Source organism: Mobilicoccus sp. (assembly GCF_032060985.1).
Classification (GTDB): domain Bacteria; phylum Actinomycetota; class Actinomycetes; order Actinomycetales; family Dermatophilaceae; genus Mobilicoccus.
Genome location: NZ_DAMBGD010000007.1, coordinates 145796 through 160838 on the forward strand (window position 1 = coordinate 145796; position 15043 = coordinate 160838).

16 protein-coding genes are annotated in these 15043 nt (G+C 72.6%); 8 read left to right on the plus strand and 8 right to left on the minus strand.

The window, feature by feature from the left end; translation table 11 throughout:
* Nucleotides 1-199: 199 nt before the first annotated feature.
* The 4 genes from RT054_RS07840 to RT054_RS07855 all read left to right on the plus strand — a co-directional run bounded on the left by RT054_RS07840 (nucleotide 200) and on the right by RT054_RS07855 (nucleotide 4139).
* Nucleotides 200-1429, plus strand: coding sequence for a pyridoxal phosphate-dependent aminotransferase (locus RT054_RS07840; RefSeq protein WP_312718482.1), 1230 nt, complete (start codon nucleotides 200-202; stop codon nucleotides 1427-1429).
* Nucleotides 1430-1517: 88 nt separating this feature from the next.
* The gene (locus RT054_RS07845) at nucleotides 1518-2228 is read left to right on the plus strand and encodes a glutamine amidotransferase-related protein (RefSeq protein ID WP_312718483.1); all 711 of its coding nucleotides are present in this window, start codon (nucleotides 1518-1520) and stop codon (nucleotides 2226-2228) included.
* 83 nt (nucleotides 2229-2311) lie between these two features.
* Nucleotides 2312-3019, plus strand: a complete 708-nt coding sequence (locus RT054_RS07850) for a type 1 glutamine amidotransferase (RefSeq protein ID WP_313022939.1) — start codon at nucleotides 2312-2314, stop codon at nucleotides 3017-3019.
* A gap of 454 nt (nucleotides 3020-3473) precedes the next feature.
* Nucleotides 3474-4139, plus strand: coding sequence for an FAD-dependent monooxygenase (locus tag RT054_RS07855; protein ID WP_313022941.1), 666 nt, complete (start codon nucleotides 3474-3476; stop codon nucleotides 4137-4139).
* On the opposite strand, the gene RT054_RS07860 is transcribed toward RT054_RS07855, so the two are convergent.
* Nucleotides 4105-5073, minus strand: a complete 969-nt coding sequence (locus RT054_RS07860; RefSeq protein WP_313022942.1) for an NAD(P)-dependent oxidoreductase — start codon at nucleotides 5071-5073, stop codon at nucleotides 4105-4107. The two genes, RT054_RS07855 and RT054_RS07860, sit on opposite strands and share 35 nt — an antisense overlap.
* 87 nt (nucleotides 5074-5160) lie before the next feature.
* Here RT054_RS07860 and RT054_RS07865 point away from each other — a divergent pair, with 87 nt between their 5' ends.
* Nucleotides 5161-6132, plus strand: coding sequence for a DUF808 domain-containing protein (locus tag RT054_RS07865; protein ID WP_312718489.1), 972 nt, complete (start codon nucleotides 5161-5163; stop codon nucleotides 6130-6132).
* Between the two features lie 12 nt (nucleotides 6133-6144).
* Here the strand turns inward: RT054_RS07865 and RT054_RS07870 are convergent, their stop codons facing one another.
* The 4 genes from RT054_RS07870 to RT054_RS07885 all read right to left on the minus strand — a co-directional run bounded on the left by RT054_RS07870 (nucleotide 6145) and on the right by RT054_RS07885 (nucleotide 9283).
* Nucleotides 6145-6684, minus strand: a complete 540-nt coding sequence (locus tag RT054_RS07870) for a VOC family protein (RefSeq protein ID WP_313022943.1) — start codon at nucleotides 6682-6684, stop codon at nucleotides 6145-6147.
* Complete coding sequence (locus RT054_RS07875; RefSeq protein ID WP_313022945.1) at nucleotides 6681-7541, minus strand: VOC family protein; 861 nt, start codon at nucleotides 7539-7541, stop codon at nucleotides 6681-6683. The genes RT054_RS07870 and RT054_RS07875 overlap by 4 nt, the downstream gene beginning before the upstream one ends.
* A 75-nt stretch (nucleotides 7542-7616) precedes the next feature.
* A complete protein-coding gene (locus RT054_RS07880) occupies nucleotides 7617-8426 on the minus strand; it encodes an AraC family transcriptional regulator (protein ID WP_313022946.1) in 810 nt (269 codons plus the stop codon).
* Between the two features lie 80 nt (nucleotides 8427-8506).
* Complete coding sequence (locus tag RT054_RS07885; RefSeq protein WP_313022948.1) at nucleotides 8507-9283, minus strand: carbon-nitrogen hydrolase family protein; 777 nt, start codon at nucleotides 9281-9283, stop codon at nucleotides 8507-8509.
* 125 nt (nucleotides 9284-9408) lie between these two features.
* Here RT054_RS07885 and RT054_RS07890 point away from each other — a divergent pair, with 125 nt between their 5' ends.
* Nucleotides 9409-10164 carry a TIGR02206 family membrane protein gene (locus tag RT054_RS07890; RefSeq protein ID WP_313022949.1) on the plus strand — a complete coding sequence of 252 codons (756 nt, stop codon included), beginning with the start codon at nucleotides 9409-9411 and terminating at the stop codon, nucleotides 10162-10164.
* A gap of 104 nt (nucleotides 10165-10268) precedes the next feature.
* Nucleotides 10269-10790 (plus strand): DinB family protein, encoded by a 522-nt coding sequence (locus RT054_RS07895; RefSeq protein ID WP_313022950.1) that lies wholly within the window; start codon nucleotides 10269-10271, stop codon nucleotides 10788-10790.
* A 54-nt stretch (nucleotides 10791-10844) separates the two neighbouring features.
* On the opposite strand, the gene RT054_RS07900 is transcribed toward RT054_RS07895, so the two are convergent.
* From RT054_RS07900 to RT054_RS07910, 3 genes are all read right to left on the minus strand, one after another.
* Nucleotides 10845-11531 (minus strand): class I SAM-dependent methyltransferase, encoded by a 687-nt coding sequence (locus tag RT054_RS07900; RefSeq protein ID WP_313022951.1) that lies wholly within the window; start codon nucleotides 11529-11531, stop codon nucleotides 10845-10847.
* Between the two features lie 173 nt (nucleotides 11532-11704).
* Nucleotides 11705-12247 carry a GNAT family protein gene (locus RT054_RS07905; RefSeq protein WP_313022952.1) on the minus strand — a complete coding sequence of 181 codons (543 nt, stop codon included), beginning with the start codon at nucleotides 12245-12247 and terminating at the stop codon, nucleotides 11705-11707.
* Nucleotides 12237-12650, minus strand: a complete 414-nt coding sequence (locus RT054_RS07910) for a hypothetical protein (protein ID WP_313022953.1) — start codon at nucleotides 12648-12650, stop codon at nucleotides 12237-12239. The genes RT054_RS07905 and RT054_RS07910 overlap by 11 nt, the downstream gene beginning before the upstream one ends.
* Nucleotides 12651-12769: 119 nt before the next feature.
* On the opposite strand from RT054_RS07910, the gene RT054_RS07915 reads away from it, so the two are divergent.
* Nucleotides 12770-14776: an NAD(P)H-binding protein gene (locus RT054_RS07915; protein ID WP_313022954.1), complete on the plus strand. Its 2007-nt coding sequence runs from the start codon at nucleotides 12770-12772 to the stop codon at nucleotides 14774-14776.
* Nucleotides 14777-15043 lie beyond the last annotated feature (267 nt).

A 15043-nucleotide genomic window follows, 5' to 3' on the forward strand; every position in this document is an offset into this window, starting at 1 on the left:
AGACCCGCCCGGGCATGACGGTACGTGACGGGCGGCGGCCCCTCCTCCGCCGCCCGTCACGCTCCGCATGCCCTATCGACGGTCGCGCGCGGTTCCCAAGCCTTTGCCGTGAACTGCTGAGAACTGGAGCGTCGTGGCCGTCGCGACGCGTCGGGGTCGGTGCGGTCGCCGGGGGCGACGCGGTGCCATGATGAGGCTCATGCGCTCGGTCTCCCAGTCACGCAAGCTCGCCGACATCCACTACGCCATCCGCGGGCCGGTACCGGCGGAGGCCAAGCGCATGGAGGACGAGGGCCACCGCATCATCAAGCTCAACATCGGCAACCCGGCCCCGTTCGGGTTCGAGGCGCCCGAGGACATCCTCGTCGACATGCGCCGGATGCTGCCGGAGGCGGTGGGGTACTCCGAGAGCAAGGGCATCCCCTCGGCGCGGCGGGCCATCAAGCAGTACTACGACGGCATCGGTGTCGAGGGTTTCGACGTCGAGGACATCTACCTCGGCAACGGTGTCAGCGAGCTCATCACGATGACGCTCCAGGCACTCCTCGACAACGGGGACGAGGTACTCATCCCCGCCCCGGACTACCCGCTGTGGACCGCGACCGTCTCCCTCGCGGGCGGCACTCCGGTGCACTACCTGTGCGACGAGCAGGCCGACTGGGCGCCGGACCTGGCGGACCTCGAATCCAAGATCACCGCCAGGACGAAGGCGCTGGTCGTCATCAACCCGAACAACCCGACCGGGGCGGTGTACCCGCGGGAGGTCGTCGAGGGCATGGTCGAGATCGCCCGCCGGCACGACCTCATCCTCATGAGCGACGAGATCTACGACAAGATCCTCTACGACGGCGCCCGCCACGTCCCCACCGCGAGCCTCGCGCCCGACCTGCTGTGCCTCACCTACAACGGACTGTCGAAGTCCTATCGCGTCGCGGGGTTCCGTGCCGGGTGGGTCGTCATCTCCGGCCCCAAGGACCACGCGCGCAACTACATCGAGGGCATCGAGATCCTCTCCAACATGCGTCTGTGCGCCAACCACCCGAGCCAGCACGCCATCGCGACGGCCCTGGGCGGCCGCCAGAGCATCGAGGATCTCGTCCTGCCCACGGGACGGCTCGCCCGACAGCGCGACGTCACCGTCGAGATGCTCAACGCGATGCCCGGAGTCTCGTGCGTCGTCCCCAAGGGCGCGCTGTACGCCTTCCCGCGCCTCGACCCGGAGATGTACCCGATCAGCGACGACGAGGCATTCACCCTCGAACTCCTCCGCGCCCAGAAGGTTCTCGTCGTGCAGGGCACCGGTCTCAACTGGCCTCACCCCGACCACTTCCGCATCGTCACGCTTCCCCACGAGGACGAACTGGCCGAGGCGCTCGGGCGGATCGAGAGGTTCCTCGCCACCGTGCGCTCGGGCGTCGTGCGCGTCTGACGCCACCGGCCGCGCCATCGACCGCCCCGGGCGAAATGTCCTGATCCTCGACTGGCCACCGCGGTTGCTCCATAGGTAACCTGGACGAATGTCCAACTGTCTCGTCGCGATGCTCGGGGCCCCTGAACCGCGACGTCTCATCGCCCGACTCCGGGCGGTGGGCGTCACGCCCGACGTCGTGCACCTCACCGCCGACGACGGTCTCCCGGAGGCCGACTGGGACGGCATCGCCCTGGTCGGAGGCCCGGTCAGCCCGTACGACGAACGAACCGTGTCCTTCCATCCGATCGGTCTCGTCCTCGCCGGGGCCGTGGCCCGTCAGATTCCCACCCTCGGCATCGGCGGCGGTGGTCACCTGCTCGCACGCGCCCTCGGTGCCCGGCCCACGACCCCACGCACCCCCCTGCCTCCCGGCATCCGCGCCCTCACGCGCACCGCCCACGGACGGCTCGACCGCCTGTTCCGACACGCACCCCCCTCACCCGCCTGGGTCGAATGCAGCGGCCTTGCGTACACCGACCTACCGGTGGGATCCCACGTCCTCGCCGTCGACGAGTCAGGGCTGCCGCAGGCCGTGCGCTTCGGCCCCGGCGCATGGGGCTTCCAGGGCCATCCCGAGATGGACGCCGACACCGTCGAGGCCTGCCGCGGAGCGGGGTACTGCGACGACGCGGACGAGGCCTTCGTCGACGAACTCGCCGCCATGACCGGTGAACTCGACGAGATCGGGGCCCGGTGGGACCCCATGCTCGAGGAGTTCGGTTCGCTCGTCGCGGCGAGGACGATCGCGGGCGGCTGAGCGCGGAGGTGCGGGCGGGCGAGGTCCGGCTGTGGTTCGATCACGGCATCGACCCCGCCCATCGCCCGCACCTGGAGGAAGCGATGACCGTCCTCGTCATCCAGCACGAGGCCCTCGTGCCGCCCGGCCTGCTCACCCGCACGCCCCTCGACCTGTGCGTCGCGAGGCCCGACCGGGGCGAGGCGCTGCCCGCGCGACGCGAAGAGGTCGACGCGCTCGACGCACTCGTCGTCCTCGGCGGCACGATGAGTGCGAACGACGACGCCGAGTACCCGTGGTTGCCCGCCACACGGCGGCTCATCGCCCAGGCCGCCGACGCCGGGGTGCCCACCCTGCTCCTCTGCCTCGGGCACCAGCTCGGGGCCGTCGCCCTGGGCGGCACGGTGGAGCGCAACCCGCGGGGGCCGCTGTGGGGCGTCGAACCGGTGGGCCTCACGGACGCGGGGCGGGAGGACGAGCTCCTCCGCCATCTGCCGCCCGACGCGCCGGTCGTCCACTGGAACGGCGATGTCGTCACCGGGGTGCCGCATGGCGCCACCGTGCTCGCGCGCGACCGGCGGGGCGACGTTCAGGCCGCCCGCTACGCCCCGCGCGTCTGGGGGCTGCAGTGCCATCCCGAGGCCGACGCCGAGATCGTCTCCGGGTGGGGTGCCTCCGAGACCGCACCCGAGGACCGCGAGCGCGCCACACGGACCGTCGAGGCCGTCCGGGTGGCGGAGCACGACCTGGCCGAGGCGTGGATGCCGGTGCTCGACGCCTTCGCCGCCCTCGTCGAGGCGCCCCGGCGATGATCCGCGTCTCGATCGTCGGCGGCAGCATCGCGGGGCTCACCCTCGCCGGTCTGCTCGACCCGGATCGGTTCGCCGTCACCCTTCACGAGGAGCGGCCGGAGCGACGCGAGGCGGGTTCCGCGCTCGGCCTGTGGGGGTCGGCATGGTCGGTGCTCCGGGCCCTCGGCCTGGAGGAACGCTCTCGTGCGCAGGCCGCCACCGTGTCGGCGGGCGCGTTGCGGGACGCGACCGGGCGAGCTCTCGTCGAACCGCCGTCGGTGCCGATGGATCTCATCCTGCGTCCGGTCCTCGTCGAGCTGCTCGACTCGGCGGTGCCCGACTCCGTGCGCCGGGTCGACGCCCGCGTGGAGGAGCCCCTGGACCTGCGTGCCGACCTCGTCGTCGGCGCCGACGGCGTGCGCAGCGTCGTGCGGCGGTCGGCCTTCGGTGCACATCTCCTCCCACGCCCGACGCCGTGGCTCGCGCTGCGAGGGCTGCTCGACCGACCGCCCCCCGTCGCCGGGAGTACTGGGGTCACGGGGATCTCGCCGGAGTCGTCCCCGCGCCCGGCGGACGCACGTACTGGTTCACCTCGCACGCCAGCGACCTCGGCTCCTGGGCCGACGGCGAGGATCGGTGGCGTTCCTCCCCCGCGGTCGACGTCACCGAGGCGCTCGAGGAGACCCGCCGCGTGTTCTCGGCGCGCCCGGATCGGGCGCCGGAGGTCCTCGACGCCCTCGCCGGCGCGACACCCGAGAGCACCCTCGCCCAGCGGATCCTCGAGGCGCCGCCACTGCCCCGGCTCGTCCACGGTCGCGCGGTGCTCGTGGGCGACGCCGCGCACGCGATGACGCCGAACCTCGGCCGCGGGGCGTGCGAGGCGATGGCCGACGCCCACGTGCTCGCGCGGGAGCTGGGGCGCACCGAGGGTGACCCGGCGCGCCTCGGCCCGGCGCTCGCGCGCTACGAGGCGCGTCGTCTGCCGGCCGCCTGGGCATTGCCCCCGGTGTCCCACCTGCTCATGCGAACGGCGCTCGCCCGCCGGGGTCGACGGGCGCGGGACGCGACGCTCCGGGGGGTCGGGCGCCTCGTCGGGCTCGTGTCCCTCACACGCGGTTGCGCCACCCCGTCCCCGTCCTGAGGGCACGGAGGTTGGTGCGCAGCAGGTCGCCGTATCCGACCGGACGCCCACCTGCGCAGTGCGGGGTGAGGATCACACCCGGTGCCCGCCACAGCGGCGATTCCGGTGGGAGGGGCTCGGTCTCCATGACGTCGAGCGCGGCGCCGCCGAGGGTGCCCGCGTGCAACGCGGCGACGAGGGCGTCCTCGTCCAGCACCGAACCACGGCCGACGTTGACGACGTAGGCGTGGGCCGGCAGGAGGTCGAGGCGGCGGGTGTCGATGACGTGGCGCGTGTCCTCGGTGCCGGGCAGGAGCGAGACGAGGATGTCGGTCTCGGGCAGCACGGTGTCGACGTCGGCGGCGCCGACGACCTCGACACCGGCCCGCACCCCGGCCGACCGGGCGACGCCCCGGACGCGCGCCCCGAGCGCGGTGAGCATCGGCGCGAGGGTGTGGGCGATGCTCCCGAACCCCCAGATCAGGACCTCGGCATCGAGGAGCGTCGTCACCGGCCCCTCAGGGTGCAACGGCTGGTGACCGGCCATGTCCGCGCGCCACGTGCACTCGCGTCGAGCCTCGAGCAGGGTGGGCAGTCGTCGCACCAGCGCGAGGACGAGGGCGAGGGTGTGCTCGGCGACCGGTCGATCGTGCAGGCCGACCCCGGAGCACACGACCGCATCGTCGGCGAACCCCGCGGCGGTGAGGACCTCGGTGCCCGCCATGAGCCCCTGGACCAGCTGCACCATCGTCAGGGCGCGGGCGTCGTCGGGGAGCAGGTGCGACGGGCGACCCCAGACGACGAACACGTCGGCGTCGTGCACCGATTCGGGCAGTGGGCTCGCCGCGTCGTAGACGAGCATCTCGACGTCGTCGAGGGTGGAGTCGCCGACGGGGTGGGCCGCGCCGAGGGCGGGGGGCTCGATCACGTCGGGCCACAGCACACGAAGGCTCATCGCCCCAGCCTGCCATTTCGGGGCGCGGATGGTCTCGCCCGCCCGCTACCGTGGGGCCATGACGACCTACCGGATCGAGGCCGCCGCATGAGCGGCGGCCTCGTCGCACTGCTCGACGACGTCGCGACCCTCGCGCGGATGGCCGCGGCGTCCGTGGACGACGTCGGCGCGGCCGCCGGGCGTGCGAGTGCCAAGGCGGCGGGGGTGGTCGTCGACGACACCGCGGTGACGCCCCGCTACCTCACCGGGTTCACCGCGGACCGCGAACTCCCCGCGATCAAGCGGATCACCATCGGGTCGCTGCGCAACAAGCTCGTGTTCATCCTGCCCGCAGCGCTGCTGCTGAGTCAGTTCGCGCCGTGGCTGCTCACACCGCTGCTCATGCTCGGCGGGACCTACCTCGCGTTCGAGGGCGCAGAGAAGATCTGGGAGAAGCTCCACCCTCACGAGGGCCACGAGGAGGCGGTGCCCGCCGTCCTCGAGGGCAAGGAGGCGGAGGACAAGATGGTCTCCGGTGCGGTGCGCACCGACTTCATCCTATCGGCCGAGATCATGGTCATCGCCCTCAACGAGGTGTCGCACGAGCCCCTGCTCGCACGGGCGATCATCCTCGTCGTCGTCGCGTTCGGCATCACGCTCGGCGTCTACGGCGTCGTCGCGCTCATCGTCAAGATGGACGACATCGGCCTCCACCTGACCAAGCGCGATTCGACCGTCGCTCAGCGCATCGGGCGCGCCCTCGTCGCGGGCATGCCCAAGGTGCTCACCGCCCTCGCGACGATCGGGACCGTCGCGATGCTCTGGGTGGGCGGCCACATCCTCCTCGTCGGGTTCGACACCCTCGGCTGGCGCTGGCCCTACGGGCTCGTCCACCACGCCGAGGAGGCCGTGCACCACGCGACCGGCCCCCTCGGCGGCGTTCTCGGCTGGCTGACGAACACCCTCGGGTCGGCCGTGTTCGGCCTGCTCGTCGGCGTGCTCGTCGTCGCGATCATGCACGTCGTCCCGCGGCGAAAGACCGACGGGGGCGAGCCGGAGCACGCCGCCGAGCACGCCTGAACACAGCTGTCCTCAGCCGCGTGCTGCCGCCTCGAGGGTCGCGACGTCGGGCTTGACCATCTGCAGCAGCGCCGCTTCGACGCGCGCGATCGCCTCCTGGTCACCGGCCTGCAGGACGTCGAGGTACACCCGCGGAATGACCTGCCACGACAGGCCGAAGCGGTCGGTGAGCCACGAGCACTGCACGGGCTGTCCCCCGTCGACGAGCGCGTCCCACCGGGCATCGAGCTCGGCCTGGGTGCGCGGATAGGTGTGGAAGGACACGGCCTGGGTGAAGGGGAACCCCGGGCCTCCGTTGAGGGCGAAGAACGGCGCGCCCTCGAGTTCGAAGCTCACCGCGAGCACCTCCCCCTCCGGCACGCCGGACGGGTGATCGCCGCCCACGACGAGGTGGACCGCCGTGATCCGTGAGTCGGGGAACACTCCGCAGTAGAACTCCGCGGCCTCCTGGGCCCGTCCGTCGAACCACAGGCACGGGGTGGCGCCACGCGCCTGGATCGGGGTCGGATCGCCCTGCTCGACCTCAGTGGCCCGTCCGGTCGAGGTGGTCATGCGCCGACCGCCTCGATGAGCTGGAACATCGCGCCGGCCGGGTCGGCGACCGTGGCGAGGCGCCCGTACGGCGAGTCGACCGGGCCGTCGAGAAGTCGCCCACCGAGCTCCCTCACCCGCTCGATCCCCGCGTCGACGCCGTCGTAGCCGAGGTACACCCGCCAGAACGACGGCGTCCCCTCGGCGATCACACCACGGGCATCGCACAGACCGGCCGACGACTCCGCCTCGGGGCCGTGGGTGGCGTAGCGCCACCCGTCGTCGGCCATCGTGTGGACGTCCCAGCCGAAGACGTCGCGGTAGAACGGGAGGGCGGCGTCGAAGTCGGTGCTCATCACCTCGAACCAGACGGGGGTGCCGGCGCGCATCGGCAGGTCGAGGCCCTCGAGGGTGCCCGGCTGCCACATCCCGACGAGGGCTCCCGCCGGGTCGAACGCGAGACCCATGAACCCGCGGTCCGCGACCGGCATCGGCGGAAGCAGCACCCGCCCGCCGACGGCGCCCATCCGCTCGACGGCTGCGGCCATGTCGGGGGTGCGCAGGTAGACGGTCCACGCGACGGGGACCTCGCCGCCGTCCGGCGCGGGCACCCCGGTCGTGTCCATGAGCCCCCCGATGAGGTCCTCACCGGAGTACACGAGGCGGTAGCCCCCGAACTCCTCACCCTGGTCCTCGAACCTCCACCCGAACAGCTCACCGTAGAAGCGCATCGCCCCCTGAACATCCGGGGTCCCCAGGTCGATCCACGCCGGGGCACCCTCCCGGCCCGCGGTCGCGGTCTCACCCGCGGTGTGCGCGGTCGCGTCGGTGGACGTGGTCGCGTCGGTGGGCGTGGTCGTCGTCGTGTCGGTGTTCATGAGGTCTCCCTCTGCTCGGCGACGCCCACCCCCACGGCGGACGTCCTGCGTCGACACTAGGCGCGCCCCTGTGACTCAGGACACTCCGATCTTGCGGAGTGCGGGGAGTGCCGTGAGGATCGGCATCTCCCAGGGGTGGGCGGGACGGAACGTGAGGTGCACCGACGTCGGTGCGCAGATCGGAGCCGGGTGGACGGCGACCAGGGGTGACTCGTCCGCGAGTTGGGTCACCGGGTCCGCGGTGGCGGGGACCATCGTGGCGAGCAGCCAGGGGAACCCGGGAACCACCGGCAGAGCCAGGTCGCCGGGGCCTCGTCGCAGGACTCCCGCCCCGGGCACGCCGGCGGGGGCCGGGGCACCGAAGAGCCCCACCCAGACGAGGGGGTCTCGGCCCGCGCCGGCCGGGACGTGCACCCGCACCCGCACGAGGTCCTCGGCGCCGGGCGGCGCGAGGCGGAACGGGGTCGCGGTGGTCTCGGCGACGTCGTCGGCGACGCGGCGCAGCTCTCCCGGTGCCACGCCGACCTGGTCCCGGAACCGCCGCGTGAACGTGCCCGGCGAGGAGAACCCCACCTCGTGGCACACGTCCACGACGCCGAGTCCCTCGGTGAGCAGGAGTCGCTTGGCCGCATGGAAGCGCAACGCGGCGACGTACCGGATGGGCGGGGTGCCCACGGTGGTCGTGAACGCCCGTGCCAGGTGGAACGGGCTGTAGCCCGCCACGTCGGCAAGGTCCTCGAGGGTGAGGGGCTCGCGCAGATGGGCACGCACGAAGGCGGCCGCGATCTGCACGCCCTGGATCACCGGGTCGACGCCCACGCCCCCACCCTCGGCCGGTGAGACCGCGATCCGGCCCCCCGGCCCCCGTGCCTTCTCGGCCGCCATGTCCGCGACGATAACCGGCCCGCGCCATCCCGACCAGGGCCCCGGCGAGGCCGGTCACCCACCGCGGGGATGCCGACGGGTCAGAGGATCGGCACCCGGACGCGCACGTCGGCGACGACCTGTGGGTCCGCGTCGCCGAGCAGCAGACCCGCCGCCTGATCGAGGCGGTCCCGGACGACCCCGAGGGGGTCGACGAGGCAGGACCGTCCGACTCCGAGCGGGTCGGTGCCCTCGGCGGGTCGCCAGGCCTGGTCGCAGGCGAGCAGGAACGCCTGGGCATCCATCGCGCGGGACCGGGTGAGCAGATCCCACTGCCCTTCCTTGCCCGGGCCGTCACCCCAGCTCGCCGGCACGACGACGACCTGGGCCCCGGCCCGCCCGAGCGCGGTGAACTGATCGGCGAATCGCAGGTCGTAGCAGGTGGCGAGACCGACGGACACCCCGTCGACGTCGATCGTCACGAGGTCCGAGCCCGGCGCGACCAGGTCGGACTCCCGGCTGCCGAACGCGTCGAACAGGTGGATCTTGCGGTAGCTCGCCTCGACGCCGCCGCCGGTCGCGAGCAGGGTGTTGTGGACGCGGCCGTCGTCGGCGGGTTCGAACATGCCGACGACGAGGGTGACGCCGAGACGAGCCGCGCATTCCCGGACCCCCGTGGCGAACGCACCGTCGAGGGGCTCGGCGACGGCCGGCAGGTCGGTGCCGAAGCAGGCCATCGACGCCTCGGGGAACGCGACGAGCCGGGCCCCGGCCTCCGCGGCGCGTGCCGCCTCGGCCTCGATGGTGCGGAGGTTCTCGGTCGGGTCCGACCCGCTGCTGATCTGGGCCGCCGCGAGGCGAAGCGTCTCGGTGCTCATGGTCACTCTGTATAGCCGACGCGCTCCCCCGAGGCGGCGTCCGGCCGGTCGTCATGCTGTGGCCGGGCCTCACGCCTGCCCGGCGTCGCACCGTCGTCCGGCGCACTCCACCTAGGATCACGAGGATGCAGTCACCCGAGATCGGCCACATGGAGAACTACGGCGCCTCGCACCTCACGGTGCTCGCTCTCACCGTCGTGGCCGTCGTCGTCCTCGTCCGCACGGCACGCGGGCGACACGGCGAGACGGTGACGACGGCCTTCGGCTGGGTGCTCCTCGTCGTCGCGGTCCTCTGGATGGTGTGGTGGTGGCTGCCGGGCAACTTCGACGTGGGGCAGTCGCTGCCGTTCCACCTCTCGGACTGGCTGCGGATCATCGCGCCCCTCGCGCTCGTCAGCCGCCGCGGGTGGGCGATCGTCCTGTCCTACTTCTGGGGACTCACCTTCAACCTTCAGGCGCTCCTCACCCCCGACCTCGTCTACTTCCGCTACCCCGCACTGGAGTTCGCCGGGTACTGGTTCCTGCACGCGTCGGTGTTCGTCGTCCCCGTCGTCCTCATGTGGGGCCTGGGGTACCGGCCGACCTGGCGCGGGTGGGCGTTCGGGTGGGCGGTGACGATCGGGTGGGTGGGGGTCGCGCTCGGCGTCAATGCCCTGCTGGGCACGAACTACGGGTTCGTCTCCGAGCCGCCCGGCAACCCCTCGCTGCTCGACCTCTTCGGTCCGTGGCCCTGGTACGTCGTCACGGTCGCCCTGCTCATCGGCCCTGTCTACGCCCTCCTCACCTGGCCGTGGGCGACCCGCCGCACCCTCGCGGGCACGGTGCCGCTGCCCGGCGGGCTCGCCCGGCGACGCGACTCCGCCCGGCCCGTCGGCGCCTGAGCCCTCGCGCGCCGGCCTCACCGTGGGACCTCTCGTCCGGGCCCCTCACCGGGCCCTCGCCCGGCCCTCGGGCGGGGTGGGGTCGGCCGTCCTAGGCTGGCGACATGTCGATCCGAGATCTGCTCACCGACGCCGCCTCCCGTCCACTCGACGCGGCACGACCGGTCTTCCACGGGCTCACCACCGAGGACGCCCACCGCCTGCCCGGCGGGCACGGCAACTCCATCGTGTGGCTGCTGTGGCACGCGGCGCGCCAGATGGACGTGCAGACGCTCGCTCTCGGCGGCGGCGAGTCCGTGTGGCGTTCCGGGGGGTGGGCCGATCGGCTCGGCGTCGACCGTGGCGAGCGCGACTTCGGCTTCGGCGACTCCGTCGAGGAGGTCGCCTCCCTCCACGTGCGCGACGTCCCGGCCCTCGGCGATCACCTCGCCGCCTGCATCGACGCCCTGACCGGCTACCTCGCCACCCTCGACGACGCGGCCCTCGACGAGGTCATCGACGACTCCTACGACCCACCCGTCACCCGCGGTACCCGCCTCGTCAGCATCATCGACGACGCGGCGGTCCACGTCGGTCAGGCCGCCTACGCCCGCGGCCTCCTCGACGGGTGGCGCGCCGCGGTCTGAGAGCAGCGGCGACTCCGCCCGCGCGTGGCCTCGGGCGTCGGTGCAACCGCGATGTCAGCGCGCGGAGCGGTCCCTGGGTCTGGTCCAGTCGATCGTGTGCCGGAAGGCCAGGTGCCGCCTCACCTCGGCTCCGGGAAGATGCCGCCGGGTCGCGTCGCGGATGTGGTCCAGGCTGAGCTGGGGCTCGATGGTCGGACAGGGGGCGGGGCCTTTACCGGCGAGCGCCACCCGCGGGTGGCGGACCAACCCGATGAGGGGGTTGGTCACGGCGGAGGCGATGTCGAAGGCGTGGTCGACGACCGACACGGGGCGGGACAGCCCCACGCAGAGGAACCGCCCGCCCGAGCGCAGCGTCCTCGAGACCGCTGCGAGCGCCCGGTCGATGTCGAGGTGATGGAGGACGGCGACCATCGTGACGAGGTCGGCGCCCTCGGGGAGCGCGGTGAGGTCGGTGTCGTCGATGATCACGTTCGACAGACCGACGCACCGTCGCCGCGCTGCCTCCCGCATGGGGGCGTCGACGTCGACGCCGCGGACCTCCTCGAAGTGCTCGGCCAACGTCGCGACGAGATTCCCACGGCCGCAACCGATGTCATGGGCAAGCCCTCGTCGCGCCGGGAGCCTCGCGAGGATCCACGAGTGGAACGCGTCGTTGTGACTCCACGGATGACGAGCGTTCGCGGCGTCCAGGCCGCGTCCGATCGGCGCGGCCACCGCGCGGACCGCATCGCGCATCGCCATACGTCCAGAGTGACAGGTCGAGATGTCGTGTCGTCGTGTCCGTCGTCCCCGCAGCGAATTCCGCTCCCGGACGGAGGCTCACGCCGATGGGACTCCCGCGACTGCCCCGTTCCGCCACCGCCTCCCGTGATACCGGCCCTCGCCCGGTCCGTCGAGGCCCGGCCGACGCGTCGTCACTCCCCCGGGAGACGGCTGTAGACGAGCATGTCCCGGCGTTCGTCACCCACCTGCTCCCACGACCGCAGCAGGCCCTCGCGGGCGAAGCCGCACGCCTCGGCCGTCCGCCACGAACCCTCGTTCCAGGGCTCCACGTGAAGTTCCAACCGACGGATCTCCTCCAGACCGAGCGCCCACCGTGCGGCCGAGGCCAGTGCGGCGCGAGCGAACCCGCGACGTCGGAACGGTGAGGCGATCCAGTAGCCCGTTCGAGCACGCCCCTGCGCGATCTCCGAGGTCCACACCCCGACCTGGCCGAATGCCTCGTCGGTGCTCGGGTCGGCGATCGCGAACGAGTAGCCGGCGCCGGTGCGGAGTCGGTCGTGCTGACGGGCGATGTAGGCGAGGGCGTCCTCGCGGGTGCCCGTCGTGGGAACGGTGGTGATGAGCGGGATGAGGGGGTCGTCGGCGACGGACTGCACGAGCGGTGCGTCCGCCTCGGCGAACGGCCGCAGGACGACGCCGTGACCGGTGAGGGTGGGAATCGCGTCAGGAAGCATCGGGTGCTCGTCGTGCGGCTCGTACCTGAGCGATGCCGTCGGCGATCCGGTGGGCGTCCTCGCGACTGATCCCGGGAAACGTGCCGAATCGAACGGGCGCAGGGGCCTTCCCGGTCGTCGCTCCCCACCGAGAGAACACCGCGAGCACGTCGTGCGCGTCCGGGTGCGGATGGTCGAGGAGGTCGCAGACCTCACTCGTGTATTCGTCGCGGGGGGCTCCGCTCTCCACGAGTCCCCACGGATCGACCCGTGCGAACAGCTCGACAAGGGCCGGGCCGTCGGGGTGGACCGCTCCGACGTGGGCACCGGGCGCGAGGGTCCGGCCCGAGCTCGCGGCCTTCTCATCGTCGTCGCGGTCCGCCTTCGTCCCCGCGGTCTTCTCCCCGCTCTCCGCCGCGCACATACGTCGATGGTGACATCCGCACCCCGCCGCGCCCAGCGGATTCCGTCGTCGGCGCTGGTCGCCGGAACGCCCACGCCCTGTGTTTGACTGCCTCATCCGCGTGAGGAAGGACTCCCGCCATGTTCGCAGCCGCGTCGCCGCACACGATCGTTCTCGGGGCGGGGCCGGTCGGCCTCGCGGCCGCGCTCATGCTCACCGCCCAGGGTCGTCGGGTCACGGTGTACGAGGGTCGGGACGAGCTCGTCCTGTCGGACGAGAACAGCTACCCGATCGGCGTCAACGCGCGCGGGCAGGAGGCGCTGCGCCGCATCGATCCCGATCTCCTCGCACGATTGCAAGATCGCGGTGAGGTCGTCGAGGCGTTCCACATCTATGCCGGCACGAGGCGCCTGTCGCGGCTCGAGAGCGGACGGATCATCGCGACGACCCGGGCGTTCCTCACCTCGATCCTGTTCGAGAGGGCCCGAGAGACCGACGCCCTCACCTACGTGCCCGGACACCGGCTGGCCTCCCTCGACGTCCACGAGCGCACGTTGACGTTCTCGACGACCTCGGGCGAGAACGTCGTCGTCGACGCCCGCGACGCCCGGGTGATCGCCGCGGACGGGGTGTGGTCGGCCGCGCGCCGGTCGCTCGCCGAGCAGCGCCCGGAGTTCGCGCCGCGGGTCGGGGAGTGGGGGGTGCAGTTCCGGGTCGCCTACTCCCGGCCGTACGCCTCGGCGCCCGGGATGGATCCGGCCGTCCACCACATCTTCACGAGCAAGGGCATCTACACGGCGACGCTCGCCGACGGCGTCTGGGGCGTCGCGCTCACCGCGATCGCCGGCGACGAGGCCGAGCCGCTGCTGCTGTCGAGGGAGGCGAGCGAGGAGAACGTGCGGGCGTTGCGGGCGCACGTGCAGGAGCACGCGCCGCTGGCCGCTCCCCTGCTCACCCACGACGATTACGTGGCGTACTTCTCCCGGGAGCCCTTCGGGGGGGCGGTCGTGCGCTGCCCGCGGCTGGCGTTCGACGAGTGGTTGCTCCTCGTCGGCGACGCCGCGCACAGCGTGCTGCCTCCGACGGGCGAGGGCGTGAACTCCGGACTGGAGGACTGCTTCCTGCTCATCGAGCGCGAGGCCACCGGGTCACCGACGTGGTTCGCCGACTTCGAGGAGCGTCGTCTGCCCGACCTCGCGGCGCTCGGTGAATACGCCTGGACGCTGCGGGACAACATCAGCAGCAGCGACCCCGCCCGGGACGCGGCGAACCTCGTCCTGCGCATCGGCGACGCCGCTGCGGCGAAGGTGCACCTGCCGAGCGCGCAGGTGGAGGCCCGGCTGTTCGGGCCGGATTCCGATCTCACGCCGTATCGCGAGGTCCTCGCGCCGTGGCTGCGCCAGCGGCGGTTCCTCTACCCGGCGGCGCGGGAGGCCGTGGCCGGGGTGCAGTCACTGACCCGCCTCGTTCGTGGTGAGGCGCCCCGGGCCCGCCGGGACGAGGCACCCGAGGCCACGCCCCAGGTCGATCACCCGATGCGCATCACGGTGGTCGGCGGATCGCACGGCACGGGCCGGGCGTTCGCCGAGGCGGCGCTGCGGGTGGGACACGACGTCACGGTGGTCTCGCGGTCCGGCATCGGGGTGGGCATCGCCCGGGTCGTCACCGGCGACGCCGCCGACTCCACCGTCGCCCGCGAGGCGGTGACCGGCGCCGACGCGGTGGTCGTCACGGTCGGCGGTTCGAAGCGCGAGCCCCACGCGCGGACCGACGTCACGCGGTCGGTCGTCGCGGCGATGCAGGAGGCCGGTGTCTCGCGGCTCGTCGTGCAGACCTCCCTCGGCACCGGCGGCTCGGAACGTCAGCTGCCTCCGCTTCAGCGGGCGATCGCGCCCAAGCTGCTCGCGGGTCCCCTCGCCGATCACGAGGCCCAGGAGAGCCTCGTCCGGGAATCGGGTCTGGAGTGGACGATCGTGCGTCCGGCGGGCCTCACCAACGGCGCCGCAACCGGCGCGTGGCGCACCCTGCGCGACGACGAACCCGGCACCCTCGGCGGCCGCGTCACGCGCGCCGACGTCGCCGCCTGCCTCCTCGCCTGCCTCACCGACCCCACGACCATCGGCCAGAGCCTCGGCGTCAGCGGGTGAGGTCGGGGACGCTGCGACCGATTCAGCGTGCAGATCGCCAGAGTGCGTCTGTGCTCCCCCAATTGGGCGAGCACAGACGCAGTGTGGGCACCCCTCGGGGATGAGCCCGTGACCCTGGGGGGTCCCCACACTCGGCTGGTGCATTCCCACATCGGGAGCATACGGGCGCCTTCAGAGCCGCTGAGGTTCAGCCTCGCCCCCGGGGGCGACCTTGGGCCGCCCCCTTCATTCGGTCCGGTCGCTCTGTGAGTCGTCGGTTTTGATTTG

Bases quoted from the DNA above. Each gene is read 5' to 3' on its own strand.
- RT054_RS07840 (WP_312718482.1), top strand. From the start codon at position 200: ATGCGCTCGGTCTCCCAGTCACGCAAGCTCGCCGACATCCACTACGCC.
- RT054_RS07845 (WP_312718483.1), top strand. From the start codon at position 1,518: ATGTCCAACTGTCTCGTCGCGATGCTCGGGGCCCCTGAACCGCGACGT.
- RT054_RS07850 (WP_313022939.1), top strand. From the start codon at position 2,312: ATGACCGTCCTCGTCATCCAGCACGAGGCCCTCGTGCCGCCCGGCCTG.
- RT054_RS07860 (WP_313022942.1), bottom strand. From the start codon at position 5,073: ATGAGCCTTCGTGTGCTGTGGCCCGACGTGATCGAGCCCCCCGCCCTC.
- RT054_RS07865 (WP_312718489.1), top strand. From the start codon at position 5,161: ATGAGCGGCGGCCTCGTCGCACTGCTCGACGACGTCGCGACCCTCGCG.
- RT054_RS07870 (WP_313022943.1), bottom strand. From the start codon at position 6,684: ATGACCACCTCGACCGGACGGGCCACTGAGGTCGAGCAGGGCGATCCG.
- RT054_RS07875 (WP_313022945.1), bottom strand. From the start codon at position 7,541: ATGAACACCGACACGACGACGACCACGCCCACCGACGCGACCACGTCC.
- RT054_RS07880 (WP_313022946.1), bottom strand. From the start codon at position 8,426: ATGGCGGCCGAGAAGGCACGGGGGCCGGGGGGCCGGATCGCGGTCTCA.
- RT054_RS07885 (WP_313022948.1), bottom strand. From the start codon at position 9,283: ATGAGCACCGAGACGCTTCGCCTCGCGGCGGCCCAGATCAGCAGCGGG.
- RT054_RS07890 (WP_313022949.1), top strand. From the start codon at position 9,409: ATGCAGTCACCCGAGATCGGCCACATGGAGAACTACGGCGCCTCGCAC.
- RT054_RS07895 (WP_313022950.1), top strand. From the start codon at position 10,269: ATGTCGATCCGAGATCTGCTCACCGACGCCGCCTCCCGTCCACTCGAC.
- RT054_RS07900 (WP_313022951.1), bottom strand. From the start codon at position 11,531: ATGGCGATGCGCGATGCGGTCCGCGCGGTGGCCGCGCCGATCGGACGC.
- RT054_RS07905 (WP_313022952.1), bottom strand. From the start codon at position 12,247: ATGCTTCCTGACGCGATTCCCACCCTCACCGGTCACGGCGTCGTCCTG.
- RT054_RS07910 (WP_313022953.1), bottom strand. From the start codon at position 12,650: ATGTGCGCGGCGGAGAGCGGGGAGAAGACCGCGGGGACGAAGGCGGAC.
- RT054_RS07915 (WP_313022954.1), top strand. From the start codon at position 12,770: ATGTTCGCAGCCGCGTCGCCGCACACGATCGTTCTCGGGGCGGGGCCG.